The organism is Myxococcus sp. MH1 (assembly GCF_059738865.1).
In genome coordinates this window covers 323477-343206 of sequence record NZ_AP026947.1, presented here as the reverse complement: position 1 = coordinate 343206, position 19730 = coordinate 323477, and the positions used below count along the sequence as shown (strand labels likewise).

Genomic DNA, 19730 nt, shown 5'->3' with positions numbered 1-19730 from the left:
CGCTTCGAACGGTGGCACCGGGATGTGTCCGGGGTGCGTCCCCCGGATGACGATTTGTTACAGGACGACTCCGCCCGCCCAGGAGCCGGACGGGCATCCGCCGTCCCGTCCGGCCCGGCGCTCCGGGGAGGCGCAGGTCAGCGCAGGTACCACTTCTGGTTCGCGGTTCCGGCGCACTCCCAGATTTGCAGCCGCGTGCCGTTGTTGGTGTTCCACTCCGACACGTCCACGCACTTGTTGGCCTGCGGGTTGACCAGGTCCCCGGCGCCGCTCAAGACGAACTGCTGCGCGGGGTTGCCCGTGCAGTCGTGGAGCTGGATGAGCGCGCCGTTGGCCGTGGAGCCCCACGTCACGTCCATGCACTTGCCGAAGGCGCGCAGCGTCCCGTCGCCGTGGAAGGTCCACTTCTGCGCGTTGGAGCCGTTGCAGTCCCACAGCTGGATGGCCGTGCCGTTGGCCGTGTTGGAGTGGTCCACGTCGATGCACTTGCCCGCGAGCCCGACGATTTCACGGCCCCCGCCGCCGTTGGTGGTGAGCGACAGGCCGTAGACGGAGAGGATCTCGTTCACCGGCTGGAAGTACGTGGTGCCGCCGGTGGAGCAGTCGCCCGAGCCGCCCGACGTCACGCCCTGCGCCTGGTTGCCGGAGATGAACGAGCCGCCCGAGTCGCCGCCCGCCGCGCACGCGTTGCTGCGCGTGAGCCCGTACACGGGGCCGACGTCGTAGTTGACGGTGACGTTCTTCGCCTGGATGACGCCGCAGCGCCAGCCGGTGGTGGAGCCGGAGCGACACACGGACGCGTTGATGCCCGCCTCCGCGGAGCCCGCGACGATGACGTTGCCGCCCGCGTAGTTGTAGACCCACGGCTGCGAGGCCCAGTTGCCGTTGACCTGCACCCAGGCGTAGTCGTTGTTCGGGAAGGAGGAGCCGCGCACCGTGCCCTGGCCCGCGCCGTTGTGGCCCTGGGTGGAGGAGTTCACCCCGCCGCAGTGGCCCGCGGTGACGAAGCCTCCGGCCACGGGGAAGCCGATGGAGCAGCGCGTGTTGCCGTTGATGTAATACGCGTCACCGCCGCGCAGGTCGTAGAAGGGGCGGGGCTTCTCCTGGGAGATGACCACACGCACGGCGCTGTCGGCCGCGCCGCTCTCCGCGACGAAGCGCTCCGCGTTCACCACCGCCGCGTCCCGGGCGAGCACCACCACGCTGTTGGTGGGCAGGTCCACGTACCAGCCATGGATGTCCTTGCTGGCCACGTCGGCGCCCCGGTCCAGCGCCTCCTTGAGCGCGTCCAGCTCCCTCTCCGTGCGCGTCACCCAGCGAGGCTCCGCGCCCGCGCGCCGCGCCGCCTGCTCTCCCGCGGCGGTGGTGACGCCGACGACGAGCCGGTCTCCCGCCTCGTTCAGCCACGCGCCGCCGAAGGACGCACCCAGCTCGCTCCTCAGCGTCTGCTCCGCGCGCGCCGTGAGCGCCTCCGTCTCCAGTCGTTGACGTGCCTGCTCGGCGGTGAGCCCCAGGTCCCGCTGCATCGCGGTGAGCACCTCGGGAGAGACGTCCTCGCTCGCGGCGAGCGCGGCGCCAGGGAGGGTCAGGGTGGTGAACAACGCCGTCGCGGTCCGGAGCGCATGCAGTCTTCGGTTCATCGGGGGCTTCCTTTCTGAACGGGGGACCGGCGCACGCGGACACCAGCGTCCACGACGCCTCGCGGACCATCGGAAGCGGGATTTGTGACCCGAGTCAATCAATTCAAGTATTCACAGAAAATCACGACACTTTTGACGGACGAAGAATAAAGTCCCGGACACCACGCAGGTTGGACGGAACTGCCGAGCGGCCATGTTTCTCCACTCAGTGGAATAATTCAGAGGGTCGGCGCCCCGTTGAGACGTCTGCCCACACATCCAGCGCGCGACTCGGGAGCAGGCCCGCGGTCCGGATGCATCGGGCAAAACGCGTCATGGAGTGGGCGCCCGCACGAAGCGGGCGCAGGACGCGTCAGACGATGGGTGCTCGCCCGAGACGGAGGCAAGACGCGTCAGAGGTCGGGCGCCTGCACGAGGCGGAGGCAGGACGCGTCAGACGATGGGTGCTCGCACGAGGCGGAGGCAAGACGCGTCAGACGATGGGTGCTCGCCCGAGACGGAGGCAAGACGCGTCAGACGATGGGCGCTCGCTCAGGGCTGACCATGCGAGGCGGACAGCGCGCGACGGTCCACCTTGCCAGCGGAGGTGCGCGGCAGCGCATCGACGAAGCGCACGGAGCGCGGTGTCTTGTAGCGCGCCAGTCGTCCCTCGCAGAACGACAGCAGGGACTCGGCGGTGGGTGTCGTCCCGGCGCGAGGCACGACGAGCGCGCGCGGTGTCTCGCCCCACTTCGCGTCAGGCACGCCAATGACGGCGACCTCGGCGACGTCGGGGTGTCCGGCGAGCACGCTCTCCACCTCGGCGGGGTAGATGTTCTCGCCGCCGGAGATGATGAGGTCCTTGTGGCGGCCGACGATTCTGAAGCAGCCCTCCGCGTCGCGCAGGGCCAGGTCGCCGGTGTGCAGCCAGCCATCGACGATGGTGCGCGCGGTCTCCTCGGGACGCCGCCAGTAACCGGCGCACACGTGAGGCCCGCGCAGCAGCAACTCTCCCACGTCCCCGGGCTGACGCTCGCCGTCGATGCGGGCCTCCACCTGGAACAGCGGCACGCCGACGAAGCCCGGCTTGCGGCGCACGTCCGCGGGCGGGAGCCAGAAGTTGTTGGGCCCCGCCTCCGTGAGGCCATAGCCCGTCTTGAAGGCCACGCCCTTGGCGAAGAAGCGCTCGAACACGGGCGGCGGACACGGCGCGCCGCCGCTGACGACGAGCTTGAGGCGGGAGAAGTCCATCGCCTCGAAGCGCGCGTGACGCTGCAGCTCGATGAACATGGTGGGCACGCCGAAGAAGAGGCTCACCTCGCGGCGCTCGATGAGGTCGAACACCTGCTCCACCTCGAAGCCCTTGCACACCACGGACGCGCCGCCCACGTACACCAGGGGCAGCGTGAAGACATTGAGTCCTCCCGTGTGGAACAGCGGCGCGTTGAGCACGGCCACGTCGTCGGACGTGAGCCCCCAGCTCACCACCGTGTTGACGGCGTTCGCGGCGATGGAGCCATGGGTGAGCACCGCGGCCTTGGGCACACCGGTGCTGCCGCCCGTGTAGCAGAGCACCCACGGCGCCTCGGCCTCCAACTCCAGCGAGGGCAGCGGAGACTCGGGGGCCGCGTCCCGCTCGGGAACGAAGTGCCGCTCGTCCGCGCCCGGCGCGTCGAAGGTGAGCCAGTGGCGCACGAAGGGCGCATCCTCGCGCACGGCGAGGGCCTGGGCCCGCAGCTCCGAGCCATACACGAGCACTGCCGGCTCCCCGTCGATGAGGATGCCAGAGAGCTCCGGCGCGCTGAGACGCCAGTTGAGCGGCTGGAGGATGGCGCCCAGCTTCGCGCAGGCGAAGAGCAGGTCCAGCGTCTCGACGCGGTTGTGGGCGAGCACCGCGACGCGCTCGCCTCTCCGGACACCGAGCACGTGGTGCAGGTACGCAGCGGTGCGCGAGGCACGGGCGTCCCACTCACGATACGAGGTGCGACGTCCGCCCTGGGTGGCGTCGACGAGGGCGAGGTGGTCGGGGTCCAGGGCCGCGCGTCGGGCCAGCCAGTCATGGACGATGGGCATGGGCGCACGGTAGCCGAGCGCCGCCAGTTCCGCGCAGCCGACGCGAGTGAGCGTCCCTTGGGACTTGCCGTTCCCCCATTGCGGAGCAGCATGATGACCTCGGCGCACCCTTGGATTCCAGTTTTCGGGCTGCGATCGCGGGCCCCTCACGCACCGCATTGAAGCATCTCTTTTGACTGCTTCCGCTCGATACCGTCAGATGCCCTGCCCTGCAGACCGACAGGGAACGTCCAGCCTCAGCGTGCCATGAACGGAGAAGTCCTGATGTCATCCCCCCAGAGTTCCTGGCAGACCTCCTTCCACCTCCCAGGAAGTCGCACCCCATTTCTGACCCGAGTTCGGCTGCGCAACTACCGCAGCATCGAAGTGTGCGACGTCAACCTGGGACCGTTGACGTTCCTCGTCGGTCCAAACGGCTCTGGCAAGAGCAACTTCCTCGATGCACTTCGCCTCATCACGGACGCACTCCGGACGTCTCTGGACCATGCGCTCAGAGACCGAGGAGGAGTACAGGAGGTGCGACGCCGGTCGAGTGGCCACCCCACCCACTTTGGCATTCACATCGACTTTCAGCTTCCCAGTGGAGAGACGGGTTACCTTTCGTTCAGAGTCGGCGCGCGCTCACACGGCGATTATGTCGTTCAGCGCGAAGAATGCGCGGTAGGAGACACGCGCTATCGGGTGAAGGAGGGCGACGTCGTGCAGAAGCCCGCCCAAGTCGCACCACCAGCATCTGCGGACCGACTCTACCTGGTCAACGCAGCAGGACTCCCTGAGTTCCGTCCCGTCTTCGACATGTTGTCGAACATGGGATTCTACAACTTGAACCCGGACCAACTCCGGGCACTGCAGCCACCCGACAAGGGTGAATTGCTGGCCCGGGACGGCTTCAACCTTTCTAGTGTTCTCGAGCGCCTCGAGAAGCAGAACAATGGAACCACGAAGCAGCGCATCGAGGAGTATCTCGGCCGCATCGTCCCGTCGCTCCAAGGAGTCGACCCCAAACGAGTGGGACACATGGAGACGCTTGAGTTCCGTCAGAGCGTCGAGGGCGCCAAGGAACCTTTGCGCTTTCCCGCCATCAACATGTCCGACGGCACGCTGCGTGCGTTAGGCATCCTTGTTGCCCTCTTCCAAGCTCGGACCGAGCATCGCATTCCCGTCGTAGGTATCGAGGAGCCGGAGAGTGCTCTTCACCCCGCCGCAGCCGGTATCCTGCGGGATGCGCTTCGCGATGGGTCGCAGCATGCACAAGTCATCGTGACCAGCCACAGCCCTGAGTTGCTGGATGACCCCAGTATCGTCCCGGAGGAACTCGTCTCTGTCGTCGCCAGCCAGGGCAAGACGAAGATCGCCCGAGTGGACGAGGCGACCCGCTCCGTCCTGCGCGACAAGCTGTACACCGCAGGAGAGCTCTTGAAGGCCAACCAGTTGGTTCCTGACCTGGATGCCGTCCCCGAAGCCAAGCAGATGCAGCTCTGGGAGCGGGACCTCTGATGAAGCTCGGTCTCATCGTTGAAGGGCATGGTGAAGTCCAGGCCCTGCCGCTTCTCATCCGTCGAATCCTTCAACACTTGGCGCCCTCGGTTCAGGCGCAGATTCTGCCCCCCTATCGGGTCTCCCGAGGACAACTCGTCAAGGAGCTCGAACTGCAACGCGCCATCGAACTCATGGCTCGCAGGGTCGGGGATGGTGGGCGACTGCTCGTACTGCTCGACTCCGACGACGACAAACCCTGTGTCCTGGGCCCTAGGCTCCTGGACTGGGCCCAGAAACAACGAGCGGACCGGTCCATCTCCGTGGTCGTAGCGCATCGGGAGTATGAGGCCTGGTTCATCGCGGCAGCTGAGTCACTCCAGGGCAAGCGAGGACTGCCTGCGAGCCTCCAGGCTCCTCCAGAGCCCGAAAAGATACGCAACTGCAAAGGGTGGCTGAGTGAGCGGATGGGCGAGGGCTATAGCGAAACGCTGGACCAGCCAGCCTTCACCAGTGTCTTTGATTTGACAATGGCACGAAGGGCGGATTCCTTCGACAAGCTGTTCCGCGACGTTGGCCGGATCTTCGACGTGGCCGTTCCACCACGAACGCCGTAAACCGCATGCACCGCCTCCAAACGGTGGCGCATCCAGCCAGCCCAGCGCAGCCCCCGGCGCGGCGCCTCAACCCCTCCGCGAACAGCCCCCCGTGCAGCACGAAGTGACGAAGCCGCGCTGACCCGACTCACCCGACATCTACCTTGACGCTCACCGCATTCACGCGCATGGGCGGCACGGGCGTCATCCAATTCGCCCGGTACGAACTGCTGGAGCGACCAGGCAGCGGAGGGATGGCGGAGGTCTACAGGGCCCGCTACCCCGCCGCGTCCGGCGTTTCCAAGTTCGTGGCCATCAAGCGCGTGCTGAGCCATTTCGGCGCGAATCCGGCCTTCACGGAGATGTTCCTCGTCGAGGCCCGCCTCTGCGTGGGCCTGAGCCACGGCAACGTCGTGCAAGTGTTCGGCTTCGGCCAAGCGGAGGACGCGTACTTCCTGGCCGTGGAGTGGGTGGACGGACAGTCCCTGCCCCAGGTGCTCGAGCGCTCCAAGGAAAAGGGCATGTCCTTGCTCCCGGCCCCCATCGCCATCGAGCTGTGCTGCGGGCTTCACTACGCGCACGCGCTGCGCGACGAGCCGCTCGGCTTGGTGCACCGCGACGTCTCTTCGGACAACATCCTGATCAGCTATGAAGGGAAGACGAAGCTCTCCGACTTCGGCATCGCCAAGGCGCGGATGGCCGGCCGGGTGCATACCGAGGCGGGCGTGGTGAAGGCCAGTTCCAGCACTTCTCCCCCGAGCAGGACCGGGGCGAGGCGGTAGATGCGGGCTCGGATGTCCATGCCGTGGGCGTGGTGCTCCTCCAGATGCTGTGCAGGCAGCGGCCCACCTCGGGGACCGAGCTGGGCACCGGCGACTGAAGCCCACCGCTCACGGCACCAGCACCAGCTTGCCCACCGTCGTGCCGGACTCCAGCGCCTGGTGCGCCTGGGCCACGTCATCCAGCTTGAAGGTCGTCACCTTCGGCGACACCACCTTCCCCTCCTCCACCCACGCGAGCAGCCGCGCCATGCTGTCCTCCAGCACGAGGCGCTGCTCGAACAGGTACGACAGGTTGAACGCGAGCACGCTCGTGTTGTCGTTCGTCAGCGTCAGCGGGTCGAAGCGCGGCGTGCGCAGCCAATCCCACGCGAGCTTCGCGTAGTTCGGCTTGCCGCCCGTGCGCGGCAGCATCGAGTGGAACCCGTAGATGACCAGCTTCCCCGGCGACGCCAGGTGCCGGTAGCTGTCCTTCAGCGTCGACGGCCCGTTCGCGTCCAGCACCACCTCGTAGCCCTTGGGTGACGCCGCCTCCGCGGCCTTCCACAAATCCTCACGGCTCTTGTCGATGACCACGTCCGCGCCCAGCGCCCTCGCCGCCTCCACCTTGTGCGTGCCGCCCACCACGCCCACCATCCGGCACCCGGCGATGCGCCCCAGCTGCAACAACGCGCTGCCCACCCCGCCCGCCGCCGAGTGCACCAGCACATTCATTCCCGGCCTCGGGTGCGCCAGCTCGAACAGCGCGTAGTACGCCGTCAGGAACACCGCGGGAAACCCCGCCGCCTGCTCCATCGTCAGCTTCGACGGCAGCGAGAACACCTGGTGCCGGGGCACCACCACGTGCGTGGCGTACCCGCCGAACCGCGTCACGCCGAAGACGCGGTCGCCGGGTGCCAGGTCCGTCACGCCCTCGCCCACCGCGTCCACCGTGCCGGCGAACTCGAAGCCGGGGGTAATCGGCCACCCCACATACTCCTTCGCGGAGGCGTACAGGCCCATGCGGATGACGCAGTCCGCATAGTTCACCCCGATGGCCTGGGTGGCCACCCTCACCTCCCCGCTCCCAGGTGAAACCTGATTCAGGTTTTCGACGCGGAGCTGCTCGTAACCACCGGCCTTCGGGATGACCACCTTGCGTGCGCGCATGTCCCGATGACTATCACGCGACGCAGCGCGACAACGTGCGCGCGCGTCCACTCGGATGACGACGCTCGCGTGAGATGTCTCTACACTGCGTCTCGCGCTCGAAGACATGTCTCGGTCCGAGCGCGTTTGCATCCCCCACAACCGAAGGAGTCCACCATGCGATTGCGGCATTCGCTGTTCCTCATGGCCCCCCTCTTCGTCGGAGCCCTCACCGGCTGCGGCGAGGGGCACGAGGAGCCCGTCACGCCCGAAGCGCCCATCACCGAGCAGCTCGGCTCCACCGCGTCCGCGGCCTCCACCGCGGGCATCACGCCGCACTTCCAGCAGTGGCTCCTGGCCAACGGCTACAAGGACGACAACTTCGCGCGGTACGAGCTCGCCGGCGGCAGCTACGGCGGCAGGGCCAGCAGCACCGACACCGTGGTGAACACGCCCGTCATCTTCATCCACGGCAACTCCGACAAGGCGGTGGGCACCGGCACCGCGGGCCAGTCGGGGTGGAGCGCGTCGCTCGATTACTTCCTGGCCAATGGCTACAAGACGAGCGAGCTGTACGCGCTGACGTGGGGCCCGGCGGACATCATGCAGACCGCCGTGCAGTACCACTCGAAGCCGAACATCATGCGGGTGCGCCGCTTCATCGAGGCGGTGAAGGCGTACACCGGCGCGTCGAAGGTGGACATCATCTCCCACTCGATGGGCGTGACGCTCGCACGCAAGGCCATCCTCGGCGGCACCGCGAACGACTCCGCCAACGGGGGCGCGTACAACGTCGGCGCGCCGCTGACGAACTCCGTCGACACGTTCGTCGGCATCGCCGGCGCGAACCTGGGCCTGACGTCCTGCTACCAGACGGGCCCCACCACGCCGACGTGCGGCTCCACCAACGGCCTGTACCCGGGCTACCTGTACTTCGGCGTGGTGTACGGGCGCTCCACGTTCCTGGACAACCTGCGCGCCACGAGCGGCTACGAGGGCGCGTACCGCTACAGCATCTACTCCACGGCCGACGAAATCATCGGCTACGGCGGCATCGTGTACGGCGACTACACCTCGCGCATCCCCGGGCAGCAGGGTGAGAAGGTGTACTCGGCCTATCCCTACGGGCACTACAACTCGAAGGACCTGACCGGCGCGGTGCAGTACAGCATGGTGCGCAACCACGTCGTCCCGTAGCCACACCCCGCTCTCGTCTCCCGGCGCGTCGTCACCTGAGACGTCGCCGGGAGCACGGGCCCGACGTGGGAGTCACTTGAAGTCAGGACATCGCGCGCGGACCTGCGCGCAACGCGCGCCCGCCGCAGAGGTGTGAGTCGACAGTCGTCCACGCCGTGGGGGAGTGGACACGGGCCGGCTCGCCGCCTCGCGAAGGCGCGCGAAGTCCCGGGCGGCCTCATCCAGGTTTCAGGATGAGGCCGCCCCACCCGCTTCCAGCGCGAGCGCGACACCTCGTCGCGGGGGACCTCCTCCCAGTCGGAGGTCACCTCTCCACTTCGAGCCTTGCCGCGCGCTCACGACCTGGGTGCCCTATGCCCACCCGGTCGCGTGCGCTGCTTGTCTTCACTCCCTCCGAGCTTCAGGAGATGGGGGCCTCCCGCCGCGCGTCTCCACGGCGGGCGTCGTCTCATCCTCCGGAGGGCGCCATGCGCGCCCCTCGCGCCGAGGCCGGTCTTCCTCTCGGCGCGAGGCCATGTCTCACCCTACGGCCTCGGCCCGTCCGACGGCGCCGGCGTATCGTCCTGCGCGGGCGTCGGCGAAGGCTGCGTCTCCGGCGCGCCGGGCACGGGCGCGGGCTCGCTCGGCTTGGGCGCCTTGTCCTCGGGCTTCGTCTGCGCCACGAACGGCTTCGCCGCCGCGGGGTCCGCCAGGAACGCGAGCAACACCTCGTTGACGGGCTCCGGGCAGTCCAGCTGCACCGTGTGCCCGCAGCCCTTCATCGGCGCCAGCGCTGCGCCGGGGATGCGGGACGCGCCGTACTCCATGATTTCGCGCGCCTCGCCGCCGTGCAGGAACGGGTTGGGAATCAGCCGGTCATCCGTGCCGTAGACGATGAGCGTGGGCACCGAGACGCGGTGCAGGTTGTCGCGCACGAAGTCGTTGTTCGCCAGGCCCCGCACCGTGCGGACGTTGGCGTACGCGTACGCGTCGAACTCCGGCGACTTCGCCAGCCGCACGCGGTCCTGGATGAGCCATTCGAGCTCCGGCCGCCAGTGCATGAAGTTGCCCTGACGCACGCTGCCCCAGATGCCCGCCTCCGGCGCCGCCTTGATGAAGTCCGAGCTCATCACCCGGCGGAACCACTGCTTCTCCTTCCAGGAGAACTTCTCGAACCCGGCCGGAGACACCAGCACCAGCGCCTCCAGCGCGTCCGGGTAGCGCAGCGCGTACGACAGCGACGTCTGCCCGCCCATGGAGTGCCCCGCGAGGATGGGCTTCTCCACGCCCAGCACCCGCGCCAGCTCCGCCACCGCGTCCGCCATGGCCTCGGTGGTGTACGGGAACGTGGCGGGCTTGTCGGACTTGCCGTACCCCGGCAGGTCCACCGCGACGACGCGGTAGCCCTTCGCGTGGAACACGTCCAGCTGCGCCTGCCAGAACTTCAGATACGAGCCCAGGCCGTGCACGAAGATGACCGTCTTCGCCTCGGGCGAGGGCGCGGGCAAATCCACGTACGAGACGTGGAGGGGGCTGGCCAGGCCATACCGGGCGGTGACGTCCGGCAGGGCCACGCGGTGCACGGGCCAGGCCTGCTTGGTGCCGGCCGTGGAGTAGTCGAGGTCCTGGAAGGACAGCGCGGACTCGCCAGCATACGAGCGCACGCAACCGGCGGAGGACAACCCCGCCGCGAGGAGCAACGCGGTGAAAGCGCGGGAGGTGCTCATGGTCAGAACGCGTACCAGGTGAAGGTGGTGAAGGCCGCCCACGGGTCGCTGCGCACGGTGGCCGAGCCGTCGTAGAAGCTGCCGCGGAAGAGGTAGCCGCCGTGGAGGCCCACGGTCATCAGGTAGCGGATGTGGTAGCGCAGCTCCGCGTTGACCTCCGCGCCGATGAACCGGCCGCGCCGCACCTCGGCCACCCAGGGCGTCGGGTCCGCGCCCGAGTTCGCCAGGCCCGTGGCCACCTTGAGGTTGAGCTTGTTGGGCACGATGTCCCACGACGCCGAGGCGATGCCCGCGCGCAGGCCGTAGCCCTGGTTGGAGATGTCCGTCACCGCGCCCGTGTAGTTGTTCACCGTGCTGGTGAACGGGAACAGGATGAGCATCTTGTGGTTGAACCACACCGCGCCCGGCAGGCCGTACTGGTTCAGCGTGAAGGCGCCCGTGTACTTGTCGTCCTCCAGGTTGGAGTCACCGGTGGAGAACATGCCCTCCAGCGTGACGACGTCGCCGGGGCCGCGGCCCCACTGGTACATGACCTCCAGGTTGGCGGACACGCCGGAGATGCTCAGCTCGTCGATGGGCGAGTTCTCCGGGTCGTCGCTCTTGTACTTGCCGCCGTTGTACATCACGAAGCCGGAGGCCCCGAGCCGACCGTTGCGGAAGTCGATGTTGTGGTTGAAGTGCGCGCCCGCCCAGAAGACGGTGCCGGTGGGGCGGTTGATGTTGAAGCGCGCCGTGCCGGTGAAGCCCGGCAGGCCCGTGGACGACGGGCCGCTCTTCACCAGTCCCTCGAAGGCGTACGCGTCACCCTTGGTGTCGTCGTTCAGCGCCCACGCGGACACGCCCACGTTGGTGTTGGGGCGCACCGGGTAGACGTAGTCCGCCATCGCCAGCCAGATGTACTTCAGGCGCGGGTCGTTGCGCGTGGCGCGGTCCGCCTGCGCGCTGCCCAGCGGGAACAGGCTCAGGCGCGCGTTGCCCTTCAGGCCGCTGAAGATGGACAGGCCCGTCGCGTCGCTGCCCAGGAAGGTCAGCTTGTAGCCGGTGCGCGTGAGGTCCGACAGCGGCGTGCGCGTCGGGTCATGGGCGCTGTCGTAGACGGGCTGGGTGCCCACCAGCAGCGTGAGCTGGCTGGGGTTGCGCGTCGGGTAGATGGCGACGTTGACGTTCTTGGTCTGGATGTTCACCTGGTCGGCGTTGAAGCCGCCGCCCTCGTTCTGGCCAATGGTGTTGGCCGAGCGCCCCCAGAGGAAGTCCACCTCGAACTGCGCGCGGAAGGACGCCAGCCCGTCGACGAAGAACGGGCTGTACTCGATGACCGGAATCCAGCGCTGCTCGATGAAGTACGCCGAGCGGCTCGGCTCGGTGCTCACCGCGCTGCCCACGCGCGAGCCGATGGGCCCCAGCGCCACGCCACGCAGGCCGGCCGGGTCACCAATCTGGTTCGTCATGGAGACGCGGGTGAAGAAGTAGTTGATGAGGCTGAACTCACGAGGCTCGGCGTCCTCCTCGCGGCTCTTCTCCTCCTGCCATTCGGCGTACAGCCCCGGCACCGGGGTGCTCTGCGCGGCGGCCGGCGTCGCCAGTCCCACGAGGCCCAGCGCCGCGAGCATCCTCGCGTTGCGCCGCAGCGTCTCGCGTGCCTCGAACCCACTTCCCGTCATATCCACCTCGGCCCCGCACGGCGGGGCGCTCCCGGTACACCGGGCTCGGATGTCACCACTGTCGATGACTGTCGATGGCTCAAGTACGGCCAGGCTCCCCGAGGACGCGGGCGAAGAGCACCCGCGTCCGGACCTCCGTCCGGAAGGGAGGGCGGGAGCGCACCCTCCCTCCGGCACGAGGTGAAGCGGGCTAGCGGATGGAGTACGTCTGCACGGCGTTGCCCGTGAAGGGCTGGCCGTTGAGCGTCACGGAGCTGGACGTGCCCACCGCGCCGTTGGCGCAGCGGCTGCCCGTCGCCTGGTTCTTGAAGAACAGCTCCAGCTTGAGCGTCTTCTGGTCCGCGGTGAAGCCGCCGCGGCCCTCCTGCACCAGGCCGCCCGGGAAGGAGAACGTCACGTCGAAGCAGCTCCCGTCGGCCGCCACGTTCTCGATGAGGACGGTGTTGGACGTGAAGGAGAGCGGGTTCTTCGGCGCGTCGTGATTGCAGGCGCCGTCGGCGATGGTGCCCGGGATGCTGTCGACCTTGAAGTTGCCACCGGCCACCGACATGGTGACGCTCTGGTAACACTGGGACGCCGCGCCGTAGTCGACATCTTCGCTGAAGCCGTTGGGGTGGCTGGGGATGTTGGCCCCCTCCATGATCATCGACTTGCCCTCGAGGAACGCGAGGATGTTGGCGGAGCTGTCGAGCTTGGGGGCCTGGGGAGTCGGGGTGGGGTCGCCGTCGTCATCTCCGCAGCCGACGAAGCCCAGCGCGCAAACCATGACCGCGGACAGCAGCTTCTTCTTCATGTGGTGCTCCCTTCGTTCCGGCGTCACCGCCGGGGTGTCACGACAGACGACAGGCATGCAGGGCCAACCCCAGACATGCCCGCCCAGACAGTGTTTCAGCGCGGTGCGTCGGAGCCGGTGGGCGTCATCGCCCCTCGGCGTCGGCGGCGATGGCCGCCTCGCGAAGCTCGCGCTTGAGAATCTTCCCCGCCGCGGACACCGGCAGGCGCTCCACCAGCACCACCCGCTTGGGCACCTTGAAGCGCGCCACCTTGCCGCGCAGGTGCTCGAGCAGCGCATCACCCGTGCAGTCCACGCCGGGCTTGAGCACCACGAAGGCGCGCCCCACCTCGCCCCACTTCGCGTCCGGCACGCCGATGACCGAGCACTGCTGCACGGCCGCGTGCTCGTACAGCACGGACTCCAGCTCCAGCGGGTACACGTTCTCCCCGCCGGAGATGAACATGTCCTTCTTGCGGCCGGCGATGGTGAAGAAGCCGTCCGCGTCCTGGCGCGCGAGGTCGCCGGTGTGGAACCAGCCATCGGCGTCGATGGCCTCGCGCGTGGCGGCCTCGTCCTCGAAGTAGCCCGAGCACATGGAGGGGCCCTTCAGGACCAGCTCGCCCACGTCGCCCGTCGGCACCTCGCGGCCGTCGTCGTCCACCAGCTTCGCGGCGATGAAGTAGTTGGGGCGGCCGATGGAGCCCGCCTTGGACACCGCGAACTCGGGCCCCATGCTGAAGATTCCCGGGCCGAACTCGGTCATCCCGAAGCCCTGCTTGAAGGGCACCGCGTGCACCGCCTGCCACGCCTGGATGAGCGGCACCGGCAGCGCCGCCCCGCCGCTGGTCATGAAGCGCACCGACGAGAAGTCCGTCGACTGGAAGCGCGGCGAGTCGAGGAGCTGCTGGTACTGCGTGGGCACCGCGAAGAACAGCGACACCTTCTCGCGGGGAATCAGCGCGAGCAGCTCCTCCGGCTCCCAGCGGCGCATGATGACCACGGTGCCGCCCGCGGTGAGCAAAGGCAGCGTGTACACGAGCAGCCCGCCCGTGTGGAACATGGGCGTGTGCGTCACCGTGACGTCGCCGGGGCGCACCTCGTGCACCAGCGTGTTGAGCGTGTTCCACGCCACCATGCGGTAGCTGACGCACGCGCCCTTGGAGCGCCCCGTCGTCCCGCCGGTGAACAGCAGGCACAGCGTGTCCTCCTCGGACACGGCGTCGTTGCGCACGGGCGCGGTGGGGCGGTGCGCGAGCACCTGCGCATACGGGGCGGCGCCGGGCAGGCCCTGGGCCTCCAGCGCCACGAGGCAGAGCGAGTCCCCCACGCTCTCGCGCACCTGGGCCACGGCGTCGCGGAAGTCGTCGCCGAAGAGCAGCACGCGCGGGCGGATGGAGCGGACCAGGTCGGTCAGCTCGGCGGCGTGCAGACGCCAGTTGTAGGGGACGAAGATGGCGCCCAGCTTGCCGCAGGCGAAGAGGGCATCCAGGTACTCGACGCCGTTGTGGGCGACCAGGCCCACGCGGTCCCCGGGCTTCACCCCGGCGACGTCGCGCAGCCAGCCGCCGAGCGCCTCGGCGCGCGCGTTCAGGGTGCGGTAGGTGAAGCGGCCGGCGTCGCCCTTGGCCGTGTCCACCACCGCGACGTGCTCGGGCCAGTACAGGGCGCCCCGCCCCATCCAGTCTCCGATGAACATGCGCGCCTCCAAGGTTCAGGCCGTCCAGCGGTAGAGGGCGGAGGCCATGGCGAGCCCACCGCCGCTGGCACAGAAGGCCACCAGGTCCCCCGTCTTCACCTTCCCCTGCACCACCGCGTCATCCAGCGTCATGGGGATGCAGGCCGAGCCCGTGTAGCCCCACTTGTCCATCGTGTAGTGCGCCTTGGCCATGGGCTGGTTGAGCACCTTCATGGTGGCTTCGATGGTGCGCAGGTTGAGCTGGGTGAAGACGAAGAGCTTCACGTCGTCCAGCGTCTGGTCCTGCCGCTTGAGCAGCTGGTCCAGCAGCATGGGCCAGCGCTCGGTGTTGAAGGTGGAGGGGAACTTGCGCACGAACTGCACGGCGGGCTTGCCGCCGGTGAGGGGCAGGGTCTCCGCGGTGGCGGGGCGGTTCGTGCCGCCGGTGTAGATGCCGAGCGCGTCGTGGTACTCGCCGTTGGCGAGCAGCTTCGCGCCCATGAAGCCGGGCTTGTCGCCCGCGCCCAGCACCACCGCGCCCGCGCCGTCCGCGAACAGGGTGCAGGTCTTCTTGTCCTTCCAGTTCACGTAGCGCGTCATGCCGTACGCGCCGACGACGAGGATGCGCCGGTAGCTGTCATCCGCCGCAATCGTCTTCGAGCCCACGTCCAGCGCCGTCACCCAGCCCGCGCACGCGCAGTTGAGGTCGTAGGTGCCGGCGTTGGGGGCGCCCAGCTTGGCCTGCACCACGGAGGACGTGGCGGGGCTCAGGTAGTCGGGCGTGTCGGTGGCGACGATGATGAGGTCCAGCTCCTCGGGCTTCGTCCCGGAGCGCTCCAGGGCCTGCCGGGCGGCGGCGACGCACAAATCACTGGTGGCCTGGGAGTCCGCCATGACGTGGCGCTGCTTGATGCCCACGTTCTGCTGGAGCCACTCGTCCACGGGCTCGCCGAGAATCTTCTCGACGTCCGCGTTGGTGAGGACCTTCTCGGGGACGTAACGGCCGGTGGAGAGGATCTGCGCGTATCGCATGTGCTTTCGTCAGCTCCGGGCGCTCCGCGCCGGACGGCGCGCGGGACGCAGGGTGTTCTTCTTCGCGGTCTTGGTGGGGGCGGCGCGGGAGGGCGCGGCCTTGGCGGCGGGCTTGGAGGGCTTGAGCGTGTTGCGGCCCGGGGGCGGCGCGGGGCGGGAGTCCAGGCCGTGGCGGATGAGGCCCATGGCGGTGTCGAGCACGCGCTCCAGGCCCGGGTCCTCCTCCCACAGCACCCAGCGCATGCCCAGGAAGTCACCGATGCCCATCAGGCAGTAGGCGAGCGCCTCCGGGTCCATGCGGCGCACCTCGCCCTCCTCCATGGCGCGCGACAGCCCGGTGACGTAGCCCTTGGCGAAGCGGTCGTAGTAGCGGCGGTAGCAGTCGGCGTCGACGAACTCGGCCTGGCGCACCACGCGGTAGAGGTTGGGGTGCTGGCGCACGAACTGGAAGAAGGTGCGCAGGCCCTCGCGCTCCACGTCGATGCGGTTGTCGCACTTGGAGGTGGAGTCCGCGATGAGCCGGCGCAGGCGCGTGCCCAGGTCGTCCACCACCTCGACGAAGATGGACTGCTTGTCCGGGAAGTAGACGTAGAACGTGCCGAGCGCCACGCCGCCCTTGCGCGTGATGTCCGCGATGGAGGCGCGCTCGTAGCCCTTCTCCCCGAAGACCGACTCGGCGGCCTTCAGCAGCTTCGCACGCGTCCGCTGACCTCGCGGTGTCACGGGTCCGGAGCGGTCTGGAGAAGTTGAAGGCCGATTCATGTTTCACCTAGCGGTAGCACCCGCTCAATGGGGTTGTCAAAGCGCGGAGAATGGCTCCGCGCGTCATGGACTGTGGGCGACGCAGGGCGTCACCGGAAGACCTCGTGTCTTCTGTGAGGAAGCGTACTCCGGAAGCCGTTCGAGGCAGCGCGGGCGTCCCCAGGCCCCGGGGACGTTGTTCCTCGACGCAGTGCGTGCCCGGGTGGTTCGATGGGTGGACCATCTGGGGGAAGCCCACACCATGAAGCGCGCGTCGTCCCTGCCGTGGTCCTTGCTGTTGGTCGTGCTGCTCGGCGCGGGCTGCGCGTCGACTCCCGCCGCGCGGAAGTACACCCCGGTGGACACGGGGAAGGCGTTCCTCTGGGAGGTGAAGGGGACAGGGGGAGGCACTGCGTACCTGGTGGGGTCCATCCACATGGGGAAGCCGGGGGCGCTCGCGTTGCCGGCGTCGATGGACGCGGCGTTCGGCAAGGCGGAGGTGCTCGCGGTGGAGGTGGACACGACGAGGACGGACGCGGCCTCGATGGGGAAGCTGGTGCGCGAGCTGGGGATGTTGCCGGAGGGGCAGAGCCTGACGCAGCGGCTGGACCCGGCGACGCGGGAGCTGTTGGGGAGAGCGGCGACGCGGCTGGGGGTGGAGGTGAAGGGGTTGGAGCGGCTGCGGCCGTGGCTTGCGGGGCTGGTGCTCAACAACCTGGAGTTCGAGGCGGCGGGCTACAAGCAGGGGCACGGCGTGGACCGGGCGTTCCTGGACAAGGCGCACGGGGTGAAGAAGCAGGTGGTGGAGCTGGAGACGGCGGACGGGCAGCTGCGGATGCTCGCGGGCACGCCGGAGTCGTTGCAGGACTTGATGTTGAGGGACCAGCTGCGGCGGGAGCAGGGGCCGGGGGAGATTGTTGAGGCGCTCACGTCGGCGTGGCAGGCGGGTGACGCGGAGGGGATGGCGGGGCTGCTGCTGGAGGGGGCGAAGGATGAGACCTACCGGCCGGTGTACGAGCGCGTGTTCTTCGAGCGCAACGTGCAGATGGCGGACCGGCTGGAGGGACTCCTGGGTGAGCCGCGCGTGCACCTGGTGGTGGTGGGCGCGGGGCACGTGGTGGGCGCGGAGGGCATCGTGGCGCTCTTGCAGAAGAAGGGGCACACGGTGCGGCAGCTGCCTCGGGATGCGGCGGTGGAGTGAGGGGCGGGGCTACACGGGGGTGAACTTCGCGCCATTGGGCTTCAGGCGCTCCAGGGCCTGCTTGAGGTCCTGGGAGACGATGAGGGCGGTGCGCCAACCCTTGGTGCGGAAGACCTTGGCGTCGCCCACCTTCGATGTGTCGATGCGCATGTCGTCCACCGCGAAGTACTTCCCTTCCTTCCCGGGCGGCGCGTGCTTGGGGTCCCAGAACTGCACCTTGGACGCCTGCTCGTCGATGCAGTGGATGACCTTCGTGGCCACCAGGATGACGTACTGGTCCGGCTGGCCCTTGATGCTCACGGGGAAGGTCTGCACGTCGTCGGGAGCCATCTCCATGAAGAGGGTCGCCAGCCTCACGTGGAGGATGGGGACAACCCCCACGCCCGCGAGGCAGAAGTCCAGCGGCTTTCCTGGCGCATCGATGGACACCCAGAGAGGCCCCTGGACCTGGATGGGTTGCCCCGCCATGAACATCCAGGGGTCGTCCACCTCCTGGCCCGGGGCGCTTTCGATGTCGCCCAGGTACCAGTATCCAGCTCGGACGTCCTCATCCAGCCTGAAATAGCGACTTGGCATGACGTCGTTTCTAGCGGCTATCCGCCCCGAGTGACGAGGATGTTGAGCTCCGTCCCCTTCGTCGCCACTTCGTCGCCCAGTTGCTTGAGCGAGCGCGTCAGCACTGCGCGACACTCATCCACCCGGCGGCAGTCACCGAGCGCCTCGCGCAAACGATCCAGGATGCGTTGGTGGTATGCCTCTGGATGAGGCCCCTTGTGCCCATCGACGCGCACGATGTTCTCGGGGTCCTTCAGCTTCATCCCAGCCCGCTTGAAGAGTCTCTCGAACCTCGGGGTCCAAGGCCCTCCGCGCGCGGCGGACTTGCTGTTCTTGTTCGTCGCGAGGTGGTGCTTCTCGGTGCGCCCGCTCGCCATGGCGACCGCATGAGGCGCCAGCGCCACCGTGAAGCCCTCGGCCGACATCGCCACCGAGCGCACGCTTCCCACCGCCATGTACCGATAGCCCGCCTGCGACTCCACCGCGACCGCCGCCTGCGCCGAGCCCGGCAGCCCTGACGCCTTCGCCGCCAACCCCGCCGTGCTCCCAATCGCCGCCGTCGCGAGCATCACGAAGACGCGCGCCGCGTTCTCCCCGAGCACCTCGCCGTAGGCCTCGCCCGCGGCCTCGAGTTCCTCGAACGTTCGCGCCTCATCCACCCGCCGCACCAGCACCACCCACCCATCCAGCACCCGCCACACCGTGTCCACGCCCAAGTACGCAATCGCTGTCGCCGTCAACAACGAAGCCAGACCCTTGGACACGGGCTCGGGCAGTGCCCACAACAGCAAGTACATGCTCACGGACGCCGTCACTGTCGCCAGCAACGCCTGGGGGTCCGTCGCATCCTCCAGCGCCTCCGCCGTCTCCTCCCACACCGCGTCCATCGCGATGGCCAGCGCCAACGAATACCGGCCGTCACTCCCCAGCAACGGTCCCTCTTCCAGCAGGCGCAGACAGTCTCCAGGCTGCGACTTGCGCTCGCACCAGCGCCCGTAGTCCCGTGTCAGCGCGTCATCGGCGTACGTCTCCAGCAACCGGAGTCCTCCGACGTCCCCGTCCCCGCTCGGGATGAGCTTGAGGCCCTGAGGCTGGTACTCGTACACACCACTTCGCTCCGGCACGCCGAAGCGCTCGCGGGCCTCTCTCAACGGGTGCTCGAAGGGCTTCACGTCCCGGGCGAGCACCACCAGGGCCTCTTCGAACTCATCGTCGTCCAACTCCACCGGCCCCGCGTCCTCTTCCTCGAAGGGCACATGGACCTCTGGCACGCCCTGGCCTGAGTCCAGTCGGACGACCCGCGTGCTCGAACAGCCCATCAAGGTCAGCGCCAACACCCACACGATGAAGCGATGCGCGCTCATCCAGCCCCCGTGCACATGACTTCGCGAGATTCGGGACGCAATAGCAAAGCAGTCCGACGTTCCACGGCGGTGTCCATCCAAAAGCCGAGGCGATGCGAGCGGCGCTCGTGGAGCAGACGCCGACACGGCCCGAAGTCCGGCCAAGACACCTC

General features: G+C 68.3%; 16 protein-coding genes. 5 read left to right on the top strand and 11 right to left on the bottom strand.

What is annotated here, in order from left to right; translation table 11 throughout:
- Window positions 1-137: 137 nt before the first annotated feature.
- Both AC6JA9_RS01340 and AC6JA9_RS01335 read right to left on the bottom strand, forming a co-directional pair.
- Window positions 138-1640, bottom strand: coding sequence for a ricin-type beta-trefoil lectin domain protein (locus tag AC6JA9_RS01340; RefSeq protein ID WP_223782120.1), 1503 nt, complete (start codon window positions 1638-1640; stop codon window positions 138-140).
- A gap of 531 nt (window positions 1641-2171) precedes the next feature.
- Window positions 2172-3692: an acyl-CoA synthetase gene (locus AC6JA9_RS01335; RefSeq protein ID WP_223782119.1), complete on the bottom strand. Its 1521-nt coding sequence runs from the start codon at window positions 3690-3692 to the stop codon at window positions 2172-2174.
- A 264-nt stretch (window positions 3693-3956) separates the two neighbouring features.
- Here AC6JA9_RS01335 and AC6JA9_RS01330 point away from each other — a divergent pair, with 264 nt between their 5' ends.
- The 3 genes from AC6JA9_RS01330 to AC6JA9_RS01320 all read left to right on the top strand — a co-directional run bounded on the left by AC6JA9_RS01330 (window position 3957) and on the right by AC6JA9_RS01320 (window position 6546).
- A complete protein-coding gene (locus AC6JA9_RS01330; protein ID WP_497958972.1) occupies window positions 3957-5189 on the top strand; it encodes an AAA family ATPase in 1233 nt (410 codons plus the stop codon).
- Window positions 5189-5785, top strand: a complete 597-nt coding sequence (locus AC6JA9_RS01325) for a DUF4276 family protein (RefSeq protein ID WP_141328006.1) — start codon at window positions 5189-5191, stop codon at window positions 5783-5785. The genes AC6JA9_RS01330 and AC6JA9_RS01325 overlap by 1 nt, the downstream gene beginning before the upstream one ends.
- Window positions 5786-5928: 143 nt before the next feature.
- Window positions 5929-6546, top strand: a complete 618-nt coding sequence (locus tag AC6JA9_RS01320; protein WP_223782117.1) for a serine/threonine-protein kinase — start codon at window positions 5929-5931, stop codon at window positions 6544-6546.
- Window positions 6547-6654: 108 nt separating this feature from the next.
- Here the strand turns inward: AC6JA9_RS01320 and AC6JA9_RS01315 are convergent, their stop codons facing one another.
- The gene (locus AC6JA9_RS01315; protein ID WP_223782116.1) at window positions 6655-7692 is read right to left on the bottom strand and encodes a synaptic vesicle VAT-1 family membrane protein; all 1038 of its coding nucleotides are present in this window, start codon (window positions 7690-7692) and stop codon (window positions 6655-6657) included.
- Window positions 7693-7848: 156 nt separating this feature from the next.
- Between AC6JA9_RS01315 and AC6JA9_RS01310 the strand changes: the two genes are divergently transcribed.
- On the top strand, window positions 7849-8868 hold the full coding sequence (locus AC6JA9_RS01310) for an alpha/beta hydrolase family protein (protein WP_497958971.1): 1020 nt from the start codon (window positions 7849-7851) through the stop codon (window positions 8866-8868).
- Between the two features lie 524 nt (window positions 8869-9392).
- Here AC6JA9_RS01310 and AC6JA9_RS01305 read toward each other — a convergent pair.
- The 6 genes from AC6JA9_RS01305 to AC6JA9_RS01280 form a co-directional block, all read right to left on the bottom strand.
- A complete protein-coding gene (locus AC6JA9_RS01305) occupies window positions 9393-10574 on the bottom strand; it encodes an alpha/beta fold hydrolase (RefSeq protein WP_408888439.1) in 1182 nt (393 codons plus the stop codon).
- Window positions 10575-10576: 2 nt separating this feature from the next.
- Window positions 10577-12235: a hypothetical protein gene (locus AC6JA9_RS01300; protein WP_497958970.1), complete on the bottom strand. Its 1659-nt coding sequence runs from the start codon at window positions 12233-12235 to the stop codon at window positions 10577-10579.
- Window positions 12236-12425: 190 nt separating this feature from the next.
- Window positions 12426-13028, bottom strand: coding sequence for a hypothetical protein (locus tag AC6JA9_RS01295; RefSeq protein WP_223751962.1), 603 nt, complete (start codon window positions 13026-13028; stop codon window positions 12426-12428).
- Between the two features lie 124 nt (window positions 13029-13152).
- On the bottom strand, window positions 13153-14706 hold the full coding sequence (locus AC6JA9_RS01290; protein WP_267698506.1) for a class I adenylate-forming enzyme family protein: 1554 nt from the start codon (window positions 14704-14706) through the stop codon (window positions 13153-13155).
- A 15-nt stretch (window positions 14707-14721) separates the two neighbouring features.
- Window positions 14722-15717 (bottom strand): 3-oxoacyl-ACP synthase III family protein, encoded by a 996-nt coding sequence (locus AC6JA9_RS01285; RefSeq protein WP_223751964.1) that lies wholly within the window; start codon window positions 15715-15717, stop codon window positions 14722-14724.
- Window positions 15718-15726: 9 nt separating this feature from the next.
- Window positions 15727-16479, bottom strand: coding sequence for a TetR/AcrR family transcriptional regulator (locus AC6JA9_RS01280; protein WP_267698507.1), 753 nt, complete (start codon window positions 16477-16479; stop codon window positions 15727-15729).
- Window positions 16480-16720: 241 nt separating this feature from the next.
- On the opposite strand from AC6JA9_RS01280, the gene AC6JA9_RS01275 reads away from it, so the two are divergent.
- Window positions 16721-17659, top strand: coding sequence for a TraB/GumN family protein (locus AC6JA9_RS01275; RefSeq protein ID WP_497958969.1), 939 nt, complete (start codon window positions 16721-16723; stop codon window positions 17657-17659).
- Between the two features lie 9 nt (window positions 17660-17668).
- Here AC6JA9_RS01275 and AC6JA9_RS01270 read toward each other — a convergent pair whose 3' ends face one another.
- Both AC6JA9_RS01270 and AC6JA9_RS01265 read right to left on the bottom strand, forming a co-directional pair.
- Window positions 17669-18235: an imm11 family protein gene (locus tag AC6JA9_RS01270; RefSeq protein WP_141330985.1), complete on the bottom strand. Its 567-nt coding sequence runs from the start codon at window positions 18233-18235 to the stop codon at window positions 17669-17671.
- 17 nt (window positions 18236-18252) lie between these two features.
- Entirely contained in the window at window positions 18253-19578 is a 1326-nt protein-coding gene (locus AC6JA9_RS01265; RefSeq protein ID WP_497958968.1) for an AHH domain-containing protein, read from the bottom strand.
- Window positions 19579-19730 lie beyond the last annotated feature (152 nt).

Bases quoted from the DNA above. Each gene is read 5' to 3' on its own strand.
- AC6JA9_RS01270 (WP_141330985.1), bottom strand. From the start codon at position 18,235: ATGCCAAGTCGCTATTTCAGGCTGGATGAGGACGTCCGAGCTGGATAC.
- AC6JA9_RS01280 (WP_267698507.1), bottom strand. From the start codon at position 16,479: ATGAATCGGCCTTCAACTTCTCCAGACCGCTCCGGACCCGTGACACCG.
- AC6JA9_RS01315 (WP_223782116.1), bottom strand. From the start codon at position 7,692: ATGCGCGCACGCAAGGTGGTCATCCCGAAGGCCGGTGGTTACGAGCAG.
- AC6JA9_RS01305 (WP_408888439.1), bottom strand. From the start codon at position 10,574: ATGAGCACCTCCCGCGCTTTCACCGCGTTGCTCCTCGCGGCGGGGTTG.
- AC6JA9_RS01330 (WP_497958972.1), top strand. From the start codon at position 3,957: ATGTCATCCCCCCAGAGTTCCTGGCAGACCTCCTTCCACCTCCCAGGA.
- AC6JA9_RS01335 (WP_223782119.1), bottom strand. From the start codon at position 3,692: ATGCCCATCGTCCATGACTGGCTGGCCCGACGCGCGGCCCTGGACCCC.
- AC6JA9_RS01275 (WP_497958969.1), top strand. From the start codon at position 16,721: ATGAAGCGCGCGTCGTCCCTGCCGTGGTCCTTGCTGTTGGTCGTGCTG.
- AC6JA9_RS01295 (WP_223751962.1), bottom strand. From the start codon at position 13,028: ATGAAGAAGAAGCTGCTGTCCGCGGTCATGGTTTGCGCGCTGGGCTTC.
- AC6JA9_RS01340 (WP_223782120.1), bottom strand. From the start codon at position 1,640: ATGAACCGAAGACTGCATGCGCTCCGGACCGCGACGGCGTTGTTCACC.
- AC6JA9_RS01290 (WP_267698506.1), bottom strand. From the start codon at position 14,706: ATGTTCATCGGAGACTGGATGGGGCGGGGCGCCCTGTACTGGCCCGAG.
- AC6JA9_RS01310 (WP_497958971.1), top strand. From the start codon at position 7,849: ATGCGATTGCGGCATTCGCTGTTCCTCATGGCCCCCCTCTTCGTCGGA.
- AC6JA9_RS01325 (WP_141328006.1), top strand. From the start codon at position 5,189: ATGAAGCTCGGTCTCATCGTTGAAGGGCATGGTGAAGTCCAGGCCCTG.
- AC6JA9_RS01300 (WP_497958970.1), bottom strand. From the start codon at position 12,235: ATGACGGGAAGTGGGTTCGAGGCACGCGAGACGCTGCGGCGCAACGCG.
- AC6JA9_RS01265 (WP_497958968.1), bottom strand. From the start codon at position 19,578: ATGAGCGCGCATCGCTTCATCGTGTGGGTGTTGGCGCTGACCTTGATG.
- AC6JA9_RS01285 (WP_223751964.1), bottom strand. From the start codon at position 15,717: ATGCGATACGCGCAGATCCTCTCCACCGGCCGTTACGTCCCCGAGAAG.